This window comes from Roseibium sp. QJM3NY_11 (assembly GCF_056173175.1).
In genome coordinates this window covers 4949332-4968201 of the sequence record NZ_CM149660.1, presented here as the reverse complement: position 1 = coordinate 4968201, position 18870 = coordinate 4949332, and the positions used below count along the sequence as shown (strand labels likewise).

The following is an 18870-nucleotide window of genomic DNA, read 5'->3' as shown; positions in this document are numbered from 1 at the left end:
ACCGGCGGAAACGGAATTCGAAGGACGCGCCCATGTCGCTCGCAGAGCGCCAGGATACGATAAGTCAGGACAGCGCCGTCTGGGACGGTGGTATGGGGTCCGTGGGCGACTATGTTGCTCTCCTCAAGCCCCGTGTCATGTCGCTGGTGATCTTCACCGCCTTTGTCGGTCTGATGCTGGCGCCCGGCTCGGTACATCCGGTGCTCGGCGCGGTCGCGATCCTGTGCATTGCCATCGGGGCCGGCGCGTCCGGCGCGCTCAACATGTGGTACGACGCCGACATCGACGAAATCATGTCGCGCACCCGCAAGCGGCCGATCCCCGCCGGCAAGATCACCCCTGAAGAGGCACTGGCGTTCGGCGTCACGCTGTCCATCGGGTCCGTGGTCACCCTGGGTCTGCTGGTCAACTGGTTCGCCGGGGCTTTCCTGGCCTTCACGATCTTTTTCTACGTGTTCGTCTACACAATGTGGCTGAAGCGCTCGACGCCGCAGAACATCGTCATCGGCGGCGCGGCCGGCGCGTTCCCGCCCATGATCGGCTGGGCCTCGGTGACCGGCAGTGTCAGCCTGGAAAGCTTCGTGCTGTTCCTGATCATCTTCATGTGGACACCGCCGCATTTCTGGGCCCTGGCGCTGGTCAAGAACAGCGACTACACCGCCGCGAAAGTGCCGATGCTGCCGGTGGTGGCCGGCGAAACCAGCACGCGGCATCATATTCTGGCCTATTCCGTGCTGCTCGCGCCGGTCGGCGCAGCGCCCTATTTTCTCGGCTTCGCCAGCCCCGTCTACGGTGCCGCCTCCGCTCTGCTGGGGCTGGCCTTCGTCGCCCTCGCAGCCGACATCTGGCGCAAGCGCGAAGGCGACCCGGCCAAGGCTGCCTGCTGGCGCCTGTTCAAGTTTTCCATCTTCTATCTGTTCACGCTGTTCGCCCTGCTGCTCGGCGAAAGCCTGGTATTGGGAGCGTGACGGGAATGGCTGAAGAGGACAAGGGCATCGCTCTGACCGACGAGCAGAAGAAGAAGCGCCGGTCCCGGTCCATCGCGATCGGCATTGCGCTGGCAGCCCTGGTCGTCCTGTTCTATGTGGTCACCATCATCAAGCTGGGACCGGGAATCATGGATCGGGCCCTGTGAGGAATGACATGGTGACAGAACCGGACACCGGCCCGGATGCGGGCAAGGCTCTTGCCCGCCGCAACCGCAAGTTCGCGGGCGCGTGCGTCGGCCTGTTCGTCACGATGGTGGGCGCATCCTATGCGGCTGTTCCGTTGTACAACCTGTTTTGCAGTGTGACCGGCTTCGGTGGCACCACGCAGGTCGCGGAAGAGGCCAGCGATGTGGTCATCGACCGGAAGATCACAGTACGGTTCGACGGCAACGTCAATCATGCACTGCCCTGGAAATTCAGGCCGGAACACCGGTCGGTGACCCTGAAAATGGGGGAAACCGCTCAACTGGCCTATCTGGCGACCAACACCGGCGGCAACGCGACGGTCGGGACGTCGACCTTCAACGTGTCGCCGCCGACCGCGGGTATCTATTTCAACAAGCTGGATTGCTTCTGCTTTACCGAGCAGGTGCTTGAAAGCGGTGAAACGGTCGAAATGCCGGTCGTCTTCTTCGTCGACCCGGAAATGGACAAGGATCCTGAGCTGAAATCGGTCAAGGAAATCACTTTGTCCTACACTTTCTTCCCGGTAGAACAACCGGAACGTCCTGTTGCAGCAACGGCCGGAACGGCCGGAACTGAAACGAACTTGTAAGCGCTTGGCGCGGCAACGCGCCGGAATCACTTTGGGGAGCTTGCCGATGGCTGAGGCACATACCAACAACCACGATTACCACCTTGTGGACCCGAGCCCGTGGCCGTTCATCGCATCGGTCGGCGCGTTCATCATGGCACTCGGCGCGATCGGTTTCATGAAATCCGCCCAGGGCAAGGAATTCCTGATCGGCGGCATCGATCTCACCGGATGGGGCCTGTTCGCGGTCGGCCTGCTGATCATTCTGTACGTCATGTTCGGCTGGTGGCGCGATACCGTCCGTGAAGCTCATGCCGGCCATCATACCCGGGTCGTGTCCCTGCACCTGCGCTACGGCATGCTGTTGTTCATCGCCTCGGAAGTGATGTTCTTCGTTGCCTGGTTCTGGGCCTATTTCGACGCGTCCCTGTTCGCGGGCGAAGCGATCCAGTATGCCCGCGTCGAGGCAACCGGGGGCCACTGGCCGCCGGCTGGCATCGAGACCTTCGATCCCTGGCACCTGCCTCTGCTCAACACGCTGATCCTGCTGTGCTCCGGCACCACCGTCACCTGGGCGCACCATGCGATGCTGCATGACGATCGGGAAGGTCTCAAGTGGGGTCTGACCCTGACGGTTCTGCTGGGTGTGCTGTTCACCATCTGCCAGATCTACGAATACACCCATGCAGCGTTTTCGTTTGGTGGCAACATCTACGGCGCGACCTTCTTCATGGCGACCGGGTTCCACGGCTTCCATGTCTTCGTCGGTACCGTGTTCCTGCTTGTCTGCCTGATCCGGGCCCTGATGGGACAGTTCTCGTCTGAGCGTCACTTCGGGTTCGAAGCGGCCGCCTGGTACTGGCACTTCGTTGACGTTGTCTGGCTGTTCCTGTTCGTCGCCATCTATATCTGGGGCGCTGGTACACCGGCCGCTCACTAGGTCGATACGCCTCCGCCGGATACGTCCGGCGGGCTGGAACGTGATCGGTTCCAGAAACTGAGCACCGCCAATCAGAACGCCCGATCCGGCTTCCGGGTCGGGCGTTTCCAGTTCCGGGAGCAAAAGGAAAGACATGGAAGACAAGGCTCATTTTCCTCCGGTCAATCCCGTTTCTGCGGGATTGAAGGGCAGGTGCCCGCGCTGTGGCCAGGGAAACCTGTTCGACGGATTCCTGAGCGTCAGGAAATCCTGTCAGGCCTGCGGACAGGATTTTTCCTTCGCCGACAGCGGCGACGGTCCGGCGGTCTTCGTGATCATGCTGGTCGGCTTCGTCATCGTCGGACTGGTCCTGTTCGTTGAATTGTCGTTCCAGCCGCCGGTCTGGGTCCACCTCATTATCTGGCTGCCGCTGACCGTCCTTCTCGCCGGTCTGGTACTGCGCCCCCTCAAGGGCCTGATGATCGCCATGCAGTTCCGGCACAAGGCCGAGGAAGGCCGGCTGGACACAGACCGGGACGGATAACAGCAAAGTGTCGACGAAAGCAGAACCCGCCATGGGGCCGATCCGGAAACTTCTCCTGCCATTCGCGGTTGCGGTCGTGGCGCTGATTGTCCTGCTCAATCTGGGTTTCTGGCAACTGGACCGTCTCGCCTGGAAGGAAACCCTGATCGTTCAGGTGGAGGAAGGCATCGCCAAAACACCGGTCGCGGCGCCGGCTCCGGCCGGATGGCAGCGGCTCGACGAGGCCGACGACTATCGCCATGTTGCCGTTTCAGGGATATTTCTACCCGGAACGGCGTTTTATTACACGGCACTCAGCGACCCTGCCGGTCCTTTCGAGGGCCCGGGCGTGATGGCCTATGCGCCTTTCAAGACCACTGAAGGCTGGATCGTTCTGGTCAACCGGGGCTTTCTGCCCCAGGATCTGCCAGACGATCTCCGCGCGCAGGCGCTGCTGGTCCCGGAAGGACAGATGCGCCTGACTGGCCTGTTGCGTCTCAGCGAAGTCCCGAACTGGACAACGCCGGCCCCCGGCCTAGACGACAATATCTGGTTTGCTCGCGATACACGGGCCATGGGCGCTGTTCTGGGCCTCGATCCGGACGCACTCCCGCCCTACAGTATTGACCTCGACGCCGCGTTCACGCCGCCGGGCGGCCTGCCGCAGGCGGGCGAAACGATCGTCAGCTTCAAGAACGATCACCTCGGCTATGCCCTGACCTGGTTCGGTCTCGCCGCGACGCTCGTGGGTGTCTTTCTGACATACGCCGCGGGTGTTGTGTGGCCGCGCACGCGGCAGACGGACTGACAAACGTACAGCGATAGAGGAGGTTTTCCGACGGGCGCCGAGAAAGACCCGGTTGGGTCAGATCGATAGGCAGCCCCGTCTTCTTGGCGCTGATAACATTGATGAAAAATGAATTTTAATACTTGACTCTATAACTCATATATTAAATATTGTGGCTACAAAGGGTCGAAAATGGGCCCTAACGGCGCGCGCAATGCGGCGCTTTCTTCACTGCCAGCCTCCAGCAAGCTTCCCCACGACGATCCGAGTTCGAAAGCCCTTTCGAGCTAACGACGGAGCTCATCCATGCCTTACAAATCGGGGCTGAAAAGCCTCAAGCTGGCGACCATCGCCGGCTCCGCCCTGTTATGCCTTGCACCTGATACGCAAGCTCAGCAAGTCAATGCTACTCCGGCAACCGAACCGGAAGTGACGACCAGTCAGGTTGACCCCGAAAACGACCCGCTTGCCGTTGATGGCGCGAAGGGGACATTGCTGGACACGATTACACTTGTTGCAGGCCGCAAGTCCGTTTCGACCCTCGACATACCTGCGAACGTCACCGTCGTCGACGGTGCGGAGATCGAGAAATTCGGTATTTCCGACATGCAGGAACTCACCCGGTACATCCCCGGTGTGACCGTCGGCCGCCAGACCACGGCCACTGATCCGTTCAACACCTTCGGCGGGTTCAACATTCGTGGTGTCGGCGGCAACAGGGTCATGATTCTCTCGGACGGGTCTCGGATACCGGAGCGGATCACCGACGGGACGCGCGACTATCTGGACTTCAATTTTGTCAAGCAGGTCGAGGTGATACGCGGACCGTCTTCCGTTCTGTGGGGCGCGGACGCCCTGGGGGGCGTGGTCGCTCTGGAGACACTGGATCCGGAAGATATCCTGCTGGGACGGACCTATGGCGGGCAGGGGAGTGTCGGCTACGACAGTTTCACCAACTCGGCGGCGGCCTCCGGTGCCGTTGCCTACCGGTTTTCCGACCAACTGTCGGCGATGATCGCGCTGTCGCGCCGGTACGACGAGGAGCCTGAACTGAGCAATGCGCGCGCCGATGGCGGGATCTACGGCTGTCCCCGGGATTTTACCGCGGGTCAGTTGGCGTGTGACAAACTGGACGACACGACGACACAGGCCTATCGCGGTCTGGCAAAGGTCGTCTGGGAACCGACCACAGAACACCGGCTGGAAGCCTCCGCCGATATCCTCAAGCGCATCACGGGCGTCAACTACACCCAGAACCTGAGTGCCGACATTCACAGATATGACCGGGACCTCGATCTCAACCGCGGTCGGTTCGCGATCGAACATATCTGGAGCCCGGAAGCGGGTCTCCTGGACGAACTGAAAACCGTGGTCGCCTATGCCCCGAACAATTACGACCGCACCGGCAGCGAATGGGGCGTGACGTCTTCTGGAACCGCTTATCTTACGGAAGACGAGCTGACCTACGAGGAGGATTTTTTCGAACTGGACATCCAGGCGTCCAAATCCTTCGTCACCGGCCCCGTCAACCATGACGTGATCTTCGGCTTTGACGCCGACTACACGACGATCGACTATACGCGCATCGACCGCACGACAGACCTGTCGACCGGCACGACCACCGAGACCCGGGCCGGAGGGTTCAACTTCGCGAACTCCGACACCACCCGCGCCGATGTCTATCTTCAGGACACGATCGGCCTGTTCGGCGACAGCCTTGAAATCACGCCCGGCGTTCGCCTGGCAAGCTACCGCATCGAGCCGCGTCCGAACGAGGACTACAAGCTCGTCGACGGCTCCGAGCCGCAGACCCGGGAGGACATCGCGCTCGTCAAGAGCCTGTCCGCGCTCTACCGCGTGAACGACACCTGGTCGGTCTGGGGCAAATATGGCGAAGGCTTCAAGATGCCGACCGCGCAGCAGCTCTACACCTCGCTCCCCAGCACGTTCTTCAATCTGATCCCCGCACCGGACCTGGAACCGGAACAGGTCAAGAACTACGAGGCCGGGATCCGTGCGCGGATTGACAAGGGGCATGTCGCGGTGACCGGTTTCTACGCCGACTACACCGACTTCATTCAAAGTTTCTACAATGTGCCCGGCACCAGCGATTACACCTATCGCAACCTGTCCTCCGTCCAGGTCTGGGGAATTGAACTCGAAGGGTCCTACGAGTTCAACGACAACCTGAGACTGAACGGCAGCCTGGCCTGGCAGCGTGGCGTTCAGAAAGCGAACCAGGAGGCCGACACCGTACCTCACACATTGCCGCCTTTGACGGCCGTACTCGGGCTGGACTACCTGATTCCGGACTACAATCTCAGCCTGTCCGCCGTCACCACGCTTGCGGCACCGGTCACGGAAGTCTCCAGCAGGGACGACGGATTCAAGCCGGGAGGCTATGCCCTGCTCGATTTGTTCGGAAGCTGGCAGTTCACCAGGCTCGCCAGTCTGGATGTCGGTGTCAGGAACGTCTTCGACAGCCGCTACTTCGAGGCAGGGGCGGCGGGCAAGACGCTCTCTCCCTCGTCGGCAGTCGCCAAGCAGAACCCGCTGGAACTTCAGACGGGCCCGGGTCGCACCTTCACCGCTTCGCTGAACGTCAAGTTCTGAGCGGATGCGCGCAATCCTGATACGGATCTTCGCCCTGACACGGATTTCCGTGTCGGGGCCCGGGTCCTGGTACGCATTTTGTCTATACGCCGTCGTTCTCGGGTTTCAGTTCGCCGGGGTCTGGGTTTCGGTGAAGTTCATTGCCTGGAACAAGAGCTTCTTCGATGCCCTGGAAAACCGGGATGCGTCGCTGGCCTTGATCGAAATAGGCAGCTTTGCTGTTCTCACAGCCGCATCCGCAGGCTTTCATCTCGCGGGAAGCTGGCTGCGCAAGCGCTTGTTCCTGTTCCTGCGTCAAAGGCTGACCGGGCATGTGCAAAATGCCTGGCTTGCGAACAAGAGCTACTGGCACTTGCGGCCGGGCTTCGCACTTCAGCCGATAGACAACCCGGATCAGAGAATTGCCGAAGATTGCCGTCAGTTCATCGACCGTCTGCTGATCGAAACGCTCGATCTCATCTCGAACATCGTCGCGCTGGTCTCCTATGTGGCCGTGTTGTGGTCCCTGTCCTCCTTCCCGCTGGAATTCAGTCTTCTGGGCCAGGACATTGTCATCCCCCGCTACATGGTCTGGGCAGCGTTTTTGTATGTCGCCCTGTCGAGCATAATAACCGACAGGCTGGGCAGGCCGATCAAGGGGCTGGTGTTCGCAAAGGAACGCTGTGAAGCGGATTTCAGGCATGCGTTGATCCAGGTGCGCGAAGGCGCCGACGAGATCGCGCAGGCGGGCGGTGAGAATGCCGAGCGACGCCGGCTTGCGAAACGCTTCGATGCGATCCGCGGCAACTGGTACCGCCTGATCAACGCCGAATTGATGCTCGGCCTGTTCGTTCGCCCCTACATGCAGACAGTCTTGCGAATACCGACGTTCCTGGCGCTGCCGGCCTTCTTCATTGGCAATTTGACACTGGGGGGGCTGATGCAGCTCGCCGGGGCCTTCTCCCGGGTCGCCACGACCCTGAGCTGGTTCATATTCTCCTACCGCGATCTGGCGGAATTCGCCGCGGTTGCCGAGCGGCTGGACTTGCTGCTGCAGGCAACCCGTGATCCGTCTCCGGTTCCGCAGGCACCCCGGGCGATCAAGCGGAGCAGGTCGGACGATGGCCGCTTGCGCATCTCGAACCTGACGCTCGCCACGCCGCAAGGCGCGGGCCTGGCCCCTGTCCCGGATCTGGAAGCAAGGCCGGGCGAGACCGTTTGGGTGAAGGGGCGATCGGGTATCGGCAAGAGCACGTTGCTCACCGCCCTGTCGGGGGTCTGGCCTTACGGCCAGGGTGAAATCCGGGTCCGGGGAGGCAGGCTTCTCGCTCTGCCGCAGGTCCCGCGCGTGTTCCCGGATGGCCTCGCCCAGTCGCTGACCTATCCGGAGGACCCGAATGCCTTCGACCGGTCCCTGATCGAGGGAGCCCTTGTGAAGGTCGGTCTCTCGCACCGGCTGGATGCGCTCGATAAGCCGGGGGAAGAAAGTTTTGCGGGTCTGTCCATCGGCGAGCGGCAGCGGTTGGCCGTTGCCAGGGTCCTGTTCGCGCGTCCGGATGTTCTCATTCTGGATGAAGCGACCAGCGCCCTCGACGCCAACGCCGAAGCCGAGGTCCTGACCCTGCTGCGCAGGGAATGTCCCGAAGCGATCATCATATGCGCCGCCCATCGTCCTCCCGATGCCCTCGGCACCTTCAAGGTGCTGTCCCTCGGCCACGGCTCCCCGGCGCCCGATCCACGGGAAGAAAGGCGGACCATCCGCACCAACCCATTGCCAGATACAGGAACGCCTGCATGAACGACACCGACAAACGCCATCTCCTGAAAGCTGCCTCCGCCGACATCCTGAAGAGCCTGCCCGAGATGGATCGGGTGATGGTAATCGTCCGTGCGGACGGACTGCTGCACGAACGGCTTGGAAAGGTCGACAAGGTGGATGTGCAGGCCGATACCATTCGTCTCTCCGGATCGTGTCACGATATGGATATTGACCGGTCCATGCTGGCGTCGGTGGAATACGACACCTCCTCGCAGATGCGGGGCAAGCACTATCCGCGCCTGGATTTTCTCGGAAACGACGGCGGCATTCTTTTCTCCGTCGTGGGCCTGGAGGGACTGGCGCCATTCGAAAAGCCATTGACCGGCCTTGATCGTGTTCCGGTCGACATGCGGCCGCGCCCCAATCCCGGCGACGCCGATCCTGATCTGGACACGGATCCGGCCCGTCCGTTTCTGGAAGGCCTCGTCGGTGGTCCGGAGGTCACCGTGCAGGTCCGAACCGGGGCGGTCACGCAGAAATGGACCGGCAAGGTCGAGGACATGAAGCCGATGGGCGGCTGCTTCAATATTCTGCTGAAGGACTTTCACCTGCATCTGCCGGCGGGCTGCCTGTCCGGCTGGTCGGAGGAAGACGGCCGGCACCACGGCATCCTGAAGGACGGAGGCCGGAGCGCCCTGTCGATCGGACTTGACCGATGACGCAGGGGCAACGGACGGGACAGTGGATCGATCCGGCAACGGGTGCAACCCTTGCCCATCAGGCCGTTTTGAGGAAGGCGGCCGCAGCCTCTGTTGTCCTTTTGGGAGAGCAGCATGACAAGGCCGCCCAACACCGCTGGCAACTTCATGTTCTGGCCGGCCTGTTGGCCCTGCGCCCCGATCTTGTCGTGGGCTACGAGATGTTTCCCGCACGGCTCGACCCGGTGCTCGCGCGCTGGGTGGCCGGGGACTTCGGGCAGGAGGACAGTTTCCTGAGCGAGGCGGAATGGGGCACGGTCTGGGGATTCGCGCCCGAACTCTATTTGCCGCTGTTCCGCTTCTGCCGGCAGTTCCGTATCCCGATGCATGGCCTCAATTGCCGGCGTGCTCTTGTCACTGAAGTGGGAAAATTCGGATGGGAGGCGATTGACGAGGAAGACCGCGACGGTGTCACGCCCGCTCTGGCCGCAACATCGGCCTATCGCAGATATCTGTTCGAGCTGACCGGCGGCGGACCGCCCAACCGCAAGGCGCAAGGGCCGGAGGACCCGGGTATGGACCGTTTCGTGCGGGCCCAGCAGGTCTGGGACAGGGCGTTTGCCTGCCGGATAGCCGCCTTGAGAAACGCCTTGGAACCACCGCTTGTCGCGGGGATCATCGGCCGGGGACATCTGGAGTTCGGGCACGGAACGCCTGCTCAGCTTGCCGATCTGAATGTCGAGCCCGTCGTCGTCCTGCTGCCGCACGCCGATCATCAGCCGCCCCGCGAAGGCCTCGCGGACGCGGTGTTCTGTATGGATGAGGAAGACTGAGCCGGGCGTTCCAGCCAACCAAAAGGGCCCGTCGGGGCCCTTTCAATCATCTTGCCGATGTCGGTCCAGAAGATCAGCCGAGCACTTCCAGGATTGCGGCGGCGCCGGTCTTGGTGGCTTCGCTCGGGGTTTCTTCCACGGCCAGGAAGGTCACTTCGCCGTCCTTGGCAATCAGGGCGAAGCGCTGGGAGCGGAGATGGCCGAAAATGGGTGCCGGTCCGAGGCCGAGACCGGCCGCGTCAACGAAACCGGCCGCCGTGTCGGAGAGAAAGGTGATGCCGTTGCCGGCATTGGTGGCCTTCTTCCAGGCATCCATCACGAACACGTCGTTCACGGAGACCACGGCGATCGTGTCGATACCCTTGTTCTTCAGCGTTTCTGCATGTTCCACGAAACCCGGCAGGTGGTTCATGTGACAGGTCGGCGTGAAGGCCCCCGGAACGCCGAAGAACACGACGGTCTTGCCGGCTGTCAGGTCGCTGGTGGTCATCTCGCCCGGACCGTCCGCGGTCATGATGTTGAACGTGGCCTCCGGAAGGCGGTCCCCAACCTTGAGTGTCATTGCAACTCTCCCTTGTCTCTCTTGCTGCGGAAAACATGCAGCCCGCAGCACAGATAGAGCGTCATGGCAGGTACGTCGAGAGGGATCAGGTCAGAACCCGTTCGGTCAGTCCACCCAACCTGACTGAATCGGCTCCAGATGCTCGATTGCCTTGCCACCGGCGGTCAGCACCAGCCGGAGCGTGTTGTCGTCCCCACCGTTCGTGGCGAGCCCCTTGGTGGAGAGTGTCCAGACGGTCTTGTCGGCGGACCGGCTCACGGGTTGCGGCAGCGCGATGAAGGATCCTGCCGGAGCCTCGGCGAAGAGATCCGGATCGGATGCGTCCCCGGTCCGCGCTTCGATCACGAGCATGCCGCCGGTTTCGTCCAGCGAGACAGAGCTGATCCTGAGGTCGTCCGGCGCCGCACCCGATGGAACCCGCTCCAGGTCTCTCTGAATGAGCCTGCCCGCAAGCGCGTCCGTCGCGGCTTGCGGTGACAGGTCGAGAGACAACGCGGCGTCGCCCGGCACACAGATGTCCTTGCAGATGCCGAAGAAGACCTCGACATGCAAGGAGACCGGGCGTTCCGGATCCTCCGGCACGACCCGGACCGGCAGCACGATCCCGTCGTGATAGACGATCGATTGCGAGAAGCCGTCGCTGTAGCGCTCGGGAACCGGATAGAGCACTTCAAGGTCTTTCACGTTTGAGCTGGCCTCTGTCGTGATCTGCGGCGGAATGCCCGCTTCGCCCGGATAGCGCCAGTAGGTGTGCCAGCCGGGTTCGAGCAGGAACTCGAGGCCCGTCAGGTACTGGCCGTCCTGCATCGGCCCGGAGGCAATCAGACGGACGGCGCCGCCATGGACTTCCGTCCACCCGGTCATGGCCGCATGAACGCGGCCGGGCACCAGGGAAAGCAGCAGGGCGAAGGCGACGGACAGGTGTTTCATGGCAACTGTGCTACACGAGTTTCACCCGGGCGTCATCGCCGCGAGGCGCGCGCCGGGTCATAACCTTGTGACGGCCGCGTGAGGCGGCCGGCCCGGAGACGCCCGGACGGCCATTCACAAACACCGGCATTAACAAAGACCGGCAAAGGGTCTATGCTTTCCCGTGGTGAGGGGTATCAACAGGCAACGAGGTACGCATGGTCGAGACCGAAGCGGCAGAATCCCTCGAAGGACAGTTTCTGATTGCGATGCCGAGCATGGCGGACAGCCGGTTCGAGCATTCCGTGATCTACCTGTGCTCTCACACCGACCAGGGGGCCATGGGGCTGGTCGTGAACCGGGTGGCCCGGCACCTCTCGCTCGAGGAATTGCTGATCCAGCTGGACATCGTCAACGACGAGAACCCCATCCGGCTGCCGCCTCAGGTCCAGGACATGAACGTGCACAAGGGCGGTCCGGTCGAGATGGAACGCGGCTTCGTGCTGCACAGCGATGATTTCATGCTGAACCAGTCGACACTGACGATCGACAACGGCATCTGCCTGACGGCAACGCTCGAAATTCTCCGGGCTCTTGCGCAGGGCGGCGGACCGGCGCAGGCGATGCTGGCGCTTGGCTATGCGGGCTGGGGACCGGGACAGCTGGAAACGGAAATCCAGGCCAACGGATGGCTGACCGCGCCGGCCGATCCCGACATTCTGTTCGACCGCAATTCGGACGGCAAGTGGCAGCGGGCCCTTGGCACGCTCGGGATCGATCCGGCCATGCTTTTATCGGAAGCCGGTCACGCCTGAACTGCCGGGCGACGTTACCAATGACTTCGGAAAGCGAAACCGGTTTCAATCCCTGTATTGCAAAGCAATCAATCGGGATTGCGGCCCGCCTTGTGCGTTTTTTCCGGCAGAACCGCGCTGTTTGCTCTACCGGGCCGGGGTGTGTTGTGCCGGGTGACTGGTGTCTCCGCGGTCACCATTTTAACCAAAAGCGACTTGCGCTTGATTGTTATGGCGCGTAAGTCGCATGAGTGGCATGGTTTGTTTCAAATCTGCCGGGATTCAAGTACTCTGAGAGACTGGCTTAACGGGCAGGGGCGTCGAGCGTCCTTCGGCGAACAGCAGCAAGGGAAGTTGCGCGGTGAAATACATCAGTACGCGTGGGGAAGCTCCGGTCCTGGATTTTTCGGACGTTCTGCTTCAGGGACTGGCACGCGACGGCGGTCTTTATCTTCCCGAAACCTGGCCGCAATTCGACGCCGAGACCATCGCCTCTTTCGCCGGCAAGCCCTATGAAGATGTTGCCTTTCAGGTCATCCGCCCGTTTGTCGGGGACGCGTTTGACGAGGATGTGCTGAAATCGATGATTTCGGACTCCTACGCCGGGTTCCGGCATCCTGCGGTGACGCCGCTCGTCCAGACCGGCTCGAACACCTTCATTCTGGAACTCTTTCACGGCCCCACGCTGGCGTTCAAGGATGTCGCCATGCAACTGCTTGGCCGCATGATGGACCATATTCTGGGCGAACGGGGACTGCGGGCGACCATCGTCGGCGCAACGTCGGGCGATACCGGCGGCGCCGCGATCGAGGCTTTCCGCGGCCGTGAGCGGACCGACATATTCATTCTGTTTCCGGACGGCCGCGTGTCCAACGTGCAGCGCCGGCAGATGACGACGCCGACGGAGAACAATGTTCACGCACTGGCGCTGACCGGAGATTTTGACGATTGCCAGGCGATCGTCAAAGGCATGTTCAACCACTTCGCCTTCCGGGACCGGGTGGCGCTGTCCGGGGTCAACTCGATCAACTGGGCACGTATCCTTGCGCAGATCGTCTATTATTTCGTAGCCGGGGCCGCGCTCGGCGCGCCGCAGCGCAAGATCTCCTTCACGGTGCCGACCGGTAATTTCGGCGACATCTTCGCCGGCTATGCCGCGAAGATGATGGGCCTGCCCATCGAAAAGCTGGTTGTCGCGACCAACGTCAACGACATCCTTGCACGCACGCTGGAAAGCGGTCGCTATGAAAAACGCGGTGTCACGCCGACGATTTCGCCGTCGATGGACATCCAGATCTCCTCCAATTTCGAGCGGCTTCTGTCTGAAGTCTGCGGCAAGGACGGCACCGCCGTGCGCCGGATGATGGACCAGCTCGCCCAGTCCGGCAGCTTCGCCATCGAGGCCGGCCCGCTGGAGGCCATGCGTGCGGTGTTCGGGGCGGGCCGCTGCAACGAGGAGGAAACGGCTGCGACCATCGCGCAAACGTGGAAAGAGGCAGGTTATCTGCTGGATCCGCACACCGCGATCGGCGTGCATGTCGCAAAGTCCCACGAGGACGGCTCGGTGCCCATGGTGGTACTGGGAACAGCACATCCGGCAAAGTTCCCGGATGCGGTTGAAAAGGCGTCCGGCGTTCGGCCGGAACTGCCGGAGAACTTAAAAAACATGATGGCAGCGGAGGAGCGTCAGCAGGTGCTGGCGGCCGATCAGGGTGTGGTGGAGCGATTTATCGAAGAGCACGCCCGGGCCGTCACTGCTGGGGTGTGAGGTTATGAAAGTACAAACAACGGTCCTGGACAACGGGATGACGGTCGTCACCGACCAGATGCCCTACCTGAAGACGGCTGCGCTCGGAGTGTGGGTGCGCACCGGATCGCGGGCGGAGACCGTGCATCAGAACGGCATCACCCATCTTCTGGAACACATGGCCTTCAAGGGCACCAAAACTCGTTCGGCGCGTTGCATCGCAGAGCAGATCGAGGCGGTCGGCGGTGAACTCAATGCCTCCACCAGTATCGAACACACCAACTATTATGCCCGCATCCTGGCCGAGGACATGCCGCTGGCGGTCGATCTGCTCGCCGACATCCTGCAGAATTCGACCTTCGATGCCCAGGAACTGACGCGCGAACAGCATGTCATCCTGCAGGAAATCGGCGCTTCCAACGATTCACCCGATGACCAGGCTTTCGATCTCTTCCAGGAAGCGGCATGGCCGGATCAGTCCATCGGACGGCCGATCCTCGGCACGCCCGAGACCGTGCAGGGCTTCAACCGGGATGCGCTGAATGCCTATCTGGGGGAACGCTACCGCGGCCCCGACATGGTGCTGGCAGCGGCGGGCGCCGTCGATCACGATGCGCTGGTCGCCCTGGCACGCGAAAAATTCGGCGGCTTCAGCAGCGAACCCGCGGCCCCGGAACCCGCAGCCCGCTACGGCGGCGGTGAAACCCTGCGCCCCAAGGAATTGATGGAAGCACAGATCCTGATCGGCTTCGAGGGACGTCCCTACAAGTCCAAGGACTATTACGCGATCCAGATCCTGGCCTCGGTTCTCGGCGGAGGCATGTCCTCGCGCCTGTTCCAGGAAATCCGGGAAAAACACGGGCTTTGCTACGCGATCTACAGTTTCCACTGGGCCTTTTCCGACACGGGCCTGTTCGGCCTGCACGCGGCCACCAGTCAGGAAGATCTCGGCGCATTGATGCCGATGATCGCGGACGAGCTTGTCTCCGCGTCGCACACGATCACCGATGACGAAGTGGCACGCTCGCGCGCCCAGATCCGGGCCGGCCTGATGATGGCCCTGGAAAGCCCGGCGGCGCGTGCCGGCCAGATCGCCCGCCAGATTCTCGTTCACGGCCGTGTGCTCGTTCCCGACGAGATATCCGCAAAGATCGACGCGGTCACGGCAGCGGACATCCGGCGGGTGGCACATGAAACCTTTGTCGGCACGACACCGACCCTGACGGCGATCGGGCCGCTCGAGGGCATCATGAACGCGAGCGAGCTTGCAGAAAGGCTGCAGCAGGGGCCGGTCTTGCAGGCCGCGTCGATGTAGGGTCTGATGAACGTGCGACGGAACGCAATATAAGGCTGGAGTGCGGGGCATGGCGCTTCTACGTCCGGGAGCTTCACCTGACGCCGAGCTCCTGATCGAGGCTGGCGGATACTATCTTCGTCCGCCGATCATGTATGACTTCAAGTCCTGGGCGGGTCTGCGGGACGAAAGCCGCGCATTCCTGAAACCCTGGGAACCGCTCTGGCCGTCCGACGATCTGACCAAGACCGGCTTTCGCCGCCGCCTGCGCCGTTACGCCAGGGACCGCAAGGAAGGCCGCAGCCTCTCCTTTCTGCTGTTCAACGCCAGGACCGACGAAATTCTGGGTGGCATGACGCTGAGCAACATCCGCAGAGGTGTCAGCCAGACTGCGACACTTGGCTACTGGATGGGCCATCGGCACGCGGGAAAAGGGCATATGTCTGCCGCCGTGGCCATGATCTTGCCGTTTTGTTTCGACGTGCTGAACCTTCACCGAATTGAAGCGGCCTGTTTGCCAACGAACATGCCGTCCATCCGCCTACTCGAAAAAGCCGGATTCCAGAGGGAAGGCTACGCACGCAACTATCTGTTGATCAACGGCTCCTGGCAGGACCACCTGCTGTTTGCCTGTTTGGCGGAGGATCATGCGTCGCGGCCTTCCAGAGTGGCTCCGAACGTCGAGGGAATCTTGAAAGAATTCTTGTGACATGTGCCACAACCCGGTAGGTCTTCGCTCCATGTCGAATTTGATACCGGATCCAATCAGCAACGTGTTTAAAAGCCTCGCCATTGCGGTATCGCTTCTGGTCTCGTTGGTTGCGGCGCTGCCAGCACAGGCGCTGGAGCCGATCCCTGTTCCGATCGATATCGAGGCGCTCGATATCACCAGTTCCATCGACCTCCACCGCGAGGCGGGCAATCGGCTGCAGGTCTCCACCGCACCGGGCGCCGACGGTATCGTGCGCCGGATCGAGGTGCCGTCGCGCGACGGCACCAACACAAACTGGGCGGTCTTTTCGCTGGCCAACACCAGTGACGAGCAGATCGACCGGCTGATTGTCGCGCCGAACTACAAGCTTGTCGGCTCCGCGCTGTTCTGGCCGGACCTGGGCTCGTCGCGTATCGCCGCGATCACGCCGAGCCAGGGGATTGCCCCCGAGCGCCAGAAAAGCCTGGAGGCGGATGTCTTCCTCGTCACGCTCGACCCGGGGTCCATCGTCACCTTTGTCGCCGAACTGACCACGCCCAACCTGCCGGAGATCCGGATCTGGGAACCGGATGTCTATGAGGAAACAATCAACGCCTACACGCTGTACAGGGGCATCATTCTCGGCATTTCCGGGCTTCTAGCCCTGTTCCTGACCATTTTGTTCGTGGTCAAGGGCACCGTGATGTTTCCCGCGACCGCGGCGCTGGCCTGGTCGGTGCTCGCGTATCTGTGCATCGACTTCGGGTTCTGGGGCATGGTCTTCAAGCTGGAGGGCGGCGGCAGTCAGCTGGCCCGGGCCTGCGCCGAAGTCATGCTCGCCGCCAGCCTGATCATCTTCCTCTACGCCTATCTCAACCTGAACCGCTGGAACATCCATTATTCCCATCTGGCGCTGACCACCCTGATCCTCATCCTGGGCCTTCTGGGTGTCGCCGTCTGGGATCCGTCCATTGCCGCCGGCATCGCGCGTCTGGCGCTGGCCGTGATCGGTATTCTCGGTTTCGTGACCATCGCCGTACTGGCGTTCCAGCATTACGACCGCGCCATCCTGCTGATCCCGACCTGGTGTCTCCTGATCGCCTGGCTGATCGGCGCGGGCATGACCGTCACCGGCTATATTGCCAATGACATCGTTCAGCCGGCCCTCGGTGGCGGACTGGTCCTGATCGTCCTTCTGATCGGCTTCACGGTGATGCAGCATGCCTTTGCCGGCGGCGCGATCGCGCAGGGGCTGATTTCCGACATCGAGCGCAAGGCGCTTGCCCTGACCGGTGCCGGCGACATCATCTGGGACTGGGATATCGACCGCGACCGCATCTACACCGGCAACGAGGTCGAGGATCTGCTCAATCTCAAGCGCGGATCGCTGGAAGGTCCGGCACGTGACTGGCTCGATGTGCTGCATCCCCAGGACCGGGACAGGTTCCGCGCGACGCTCGACGCGGTGATCGACCAGCGCCGCGGCAAGGTGATGCAGACGTTCCGCCTGCGCTCCGAAGACGGTCATTTCCGCTGGTTCCGCCTGAGGGCGCGCCCGATCATCGGCTCGGATGGTGAAGTGATCCGCTGCGTCGGCACTTTGCTGGATGTCACCGAGGAACGGACCGCCGAGGAGCGGCTGCTGCATGATGCGGTGCATGACAACCTGACCGGCCTGCCGAACCGGGAGCTGTTCGTCGACCGCCTGCGCACCAGCGTGGTCAGGTCCAAGGCCGAAGAGACCGCCAAGCCGACCATTCTCGTTCTCAATCTTGACCGGTTCAAGCAGGTCAATGACAGCATCGGCCTCAGCGCCGGCGACAGCATCCTGCTCACCGTGGCCCGCCGTCTCGGCCGGCTGATCGGACAGCAGGACACGCTCGGGCGTCTGTCGGGCGACCAGTACGGTCTTGTGCTGTTGTCCGAGCAGGAGCCGGACCGCATCGTCGCGCTGGCCGATTCCCTGCGCAAGGCCGTGCGTGCGCCGATCACCTTCGGCGACCGGGAGATCTTTCTGACCTGCTCCGTCGGCATCGCCTTTTTCGAGGGCGGCAAGCAGGGTGTCGAGGACATGCTCACCAACGCCGAGATCGCCCTCAACCACGCCAAGCGGCTGGGCGGCGACCGCCAGGAAGTGTTCCGGCCGATCCTCAGGCCGCTCGACAAGAATATCGTCGATCTGGAAGCGGATCTGCGCGAAGCCATCAAGAAGGAAACGCTCGGGGTCTTCTTCCAGCCGATCATTCGCCTCGAGGATCAGTCCGTCGCTGGCTTCGAAGTGCTCGCCCGCTGGAACCATGCCAAGCGGGGCAAGATCTCGCCGTCGGAATTCATTCCGGTGGCCGAGCAATCCGGCCTCATCAACGAGCTGGGCATGTACATGCTGGACAAGGGCGCGCAGCAGCTTGCCTTCTGGCAGCGCGAGTTCCCGACGCCGCAGCCTCTGTTCACGTCGGTCAACCTGTCGTCCCGCCAATTGCTCAAGCAGGACCTGATCAACGACGTCAAGGCCGTGCTGTCGCGGACCTCGCTGGAACCTGGAACGCTCAAGCTGGAATTGACGGAATCCCTGGTGATGTCCAATCCGGAATATTCTGCCAAGGTTCTGGAGCGGCTGCGCGGACTTGGCGCGGGCCTGTCGCTGGACGATTTCGGCACCGGCCATTCATCGCTGTCCTACCTGCAGCGCTTTCCCTTCGACACGATCAAGATCGACCAGTCCTTCGTCAAGCCGAACGGCTCCTCCGCCCGCCCGGTGCTGCTGAGAACCATCGTGGCCATGGGGCACGACCTGGGCATGTCGGTGGTCGCCGAGGGCGCGGAAAGCGAAAACGATGCCCTGGAGCTCTACCAGCTCGGCTGCGAATATGCGCAAGGGTTCTTCTTCGGCGAAGCCGTCTCGGCGAACGAAGCCACCAGGATCCTGCGCAAGATGCCGGCACAGGCGGAAACCGCGTAGAAGCCAGCACCGGCTTGCGGTCCTGGCCCTGTTCTGGAAACTCTCACGGGAAAGGGAGGT

General features: G+C 62.1%; 17 protein-coding genes. 15 read left to right on the top strand and 2 right to left on the bottom strand.

The features are described from left to right. The first annotated feature begins 32 nt into the window (after positions 1-32). The 10 genes from AC0VX3_RS22750 to AC0VX3_RS22705 all read left to right on the top strand — a co-directional run bounded on the left by AC0VX3_RS22750 (position 33) and on the right by AC0VX3_RS22705 (position 9854). On the top strand, positions 33-968 hold the full coding sequence (locus AC0VX3_RS22750; protein ID WP_475522425.1) for a heme o synthase: 936 nt from the start codon (positions 33-35) through the stop codon (positions 966-968). Positions 969-973: 5 nt separating this feature from the next. Then, positions 974-1135, top strand: a complete 162-nt coding sequence (locus AC0VX3_RS22745) for a hypothetical protein (protein ID WP_342891003.1) — start codon at positions 974-976, stop codon at positions 1133-1135. Between the two features lie 8 nt (positions 1136-1143). Further along, a complete protein-coding gene (locus AC0VX3_RS22740) occupies positions 1144-1764 on the top strand; it encodes a cytochrome c oxidase assembly protein (protein WP_475522424.1) in 621 nt (206 codons plus the stop codon). A 46-nt stretch (positions 1765-1810) separates the two neighbouring features. Beyond that, positions 1811-2683, top strand: coding sequence for a cytochrome c oxidase subunit 3 (locus AC0VX3_RS22735; protein WP_475522423.1), 873 nt, complete (start codon positions 1811-1813; stop codon positions 2681-2683). Between the two features lie 133 nt (positions 2684-2816). Next, positions 2817-3206 (top strand): DUF983 domain-containing protein, encoded by a 390-nt coding sequence (locus tag AC0VX3_RS22730; RefSeq protein ID WP_475522422.1) that lies wholly within the window; start codon positions 2817-2819, stop codon positions 3204-3206. Positions 3207-3213: 7 nt separating this feature from the next. Next, positions 3214-3993, top strand: a complete 780-nt coding sequence (locus AC0VX3_RS22725; protein WP_475522421.1) for an SURF1 family protein — start codon at positions 3214-3216, stop codon at positions 3991-3993. Positions 3994-4278: 285 nt separating this feature from the next. Beyond that, complete coding sequence (locus tag AC0VX3_RS22720; RefSeq protein WP_475522420.1) at positions 4279-6585, top strand: TonB-dependent hemoglobin/transferrin/lactoferrin family receptor; 2307 nt, start codon at positions 4279-4281, stop codon at positions 6583-6585. A 4-nt stretch (positions 6586-6589) separates the two neighbouring features. After that, positions 6590-8362 (top strand): ABC transporter ATP-binding protein/permease, encoded by a 1773-nt coding sequence (locus tag AC0VX3_RS22715; RefSeq protein WP_475522419.1) that lies wholly within the window; start codon positions 6590-6592, stop codon positions 8360-8362. Next, positions 8359-9042 carry a hypothetical protein gene (locus AC0VX3_RS22710; protein ID WP_475522418.1) on the top strand — a complete coding sequence of 228 codons (684 nt, stop codon included), beginning with the start codon at positions 8359-8361 and terminating at the stop codon, positions 9040-9042. Before AC0VX3_RS22715 ends, AC0VX3_RS22710 begins: the two co-directional genes overlap by 4 nt. Next, positions 9039-9854 (top strand): ChaN family lipoprotein, encoded by an 816-nt coding sequence (locus AC0VX3_RS22705; RefSeq protein ID WP_475522417.1) that lies wholly within the window; start codon positions 9039-9041, stop codon positions 9852-9854. The genes AC0VX3_RS22710 and AC0VX3_RS22705 overlap by 4 nt, the downstream gene beginning before the upstream one ends. A 73-nt stretch (positions 9855-9927) precedes the next feature. Here the strand turns inward: AC0VX3_RS22705 and AC0VX3_RS22700 are convergent, their stop codons facing one another. Both AC0VX3_RS22700 and AC0VX3_RS22695 read right to left on the bottom strand, forming a co-directional pair. Then, complete coding sequence (locus AC0VX3_RS22700; protein WP_475522416.1) at positions 9928-10416, bottom strand: redoxin family protein; 489 nt, start codon at positions 10414-10416, stop codon at positions 9928-9930. Between the two features lie 105 nt (positions 10417-10521). Then, complete coding sequence (locus tag AC0VX3_RS22695) at positions 10522-11346, bottom strand: protein-disulfide reductase DsbD domain-containing protein (protein ID WP_475522415.1); 825 nt, start codon at positions 11344-11346, stop codon at positions 10522-10524. 197 nt (positions 11347-11543) lie between these two features. Between AC0VX3_RS22695 and AC0VX3_RS22690 the strand changes: the two genes are divergently transcribed. The 5 genes from AC0VX3_RS22690 to AC0VX3_RS22670 all read left to right on the top strand — a co-directional run bounded on the left by AC0VX3_RS22690 (position 11544) and on the right by AC0VX3_RS22670 (position 18810). After that, positions 11544-12140 (top strand): YqgE/AlgH family protein, encoded by a 597-nt coding sequence (locus AC0VX3_RS22690; protein ID WP_475522414.1) that lies wholly within the window; start codon positions 11544-11546, stop codon positions 12138-12140. A 340-nt stretch (positions 12141-12480) separates the two neighbouring features. Next, positions 12481-13887 (top strand): threonine synthase, encoded by a 1407-nt coding sequence (thrC, locus tag AC0VX3_RS22685; protein WP_475522413.1) that lies wholly within the window; start codon positions 12481-12483, stop codon positions 13885-13887. Between the two features lie 4 nt (positions 13888-13891). Beyond that, entirely contained in the window at positions 13892-15181 is a 1290-nt protein-coding gene (locus tag AC0VX3_RS22680; protein ID WP_342890990.1) for a M16 family metallopeptidase, read from the top strand. Between the two features lie 49 nt (positions 15182-15230). Continuing rightward, complete coding sequence (locus tag AC0VX3_RS22675; protein WP_342890989.1) at positions 15231-15869, top strand: GNAT family N-acetyltransferase; 639 nt, start codon at positions 15231-15233, stop codon at positions 15867-15869. Between the two features lie 31 nt (positions 15870-15900). Next, the gene (locus AC0VX3_RS22670; protein WP_475522412.1) at positions 15901-18810 is read left to right on the top strand and encodes an EAL domain-containing protein; all 2910 of its coding nucleotides are present in this window, start codon (positions 15901-15903) and stop codon (positions 18808-18810) included. Positions 18811-18870 lie beyond the last annotated feature (60 nt).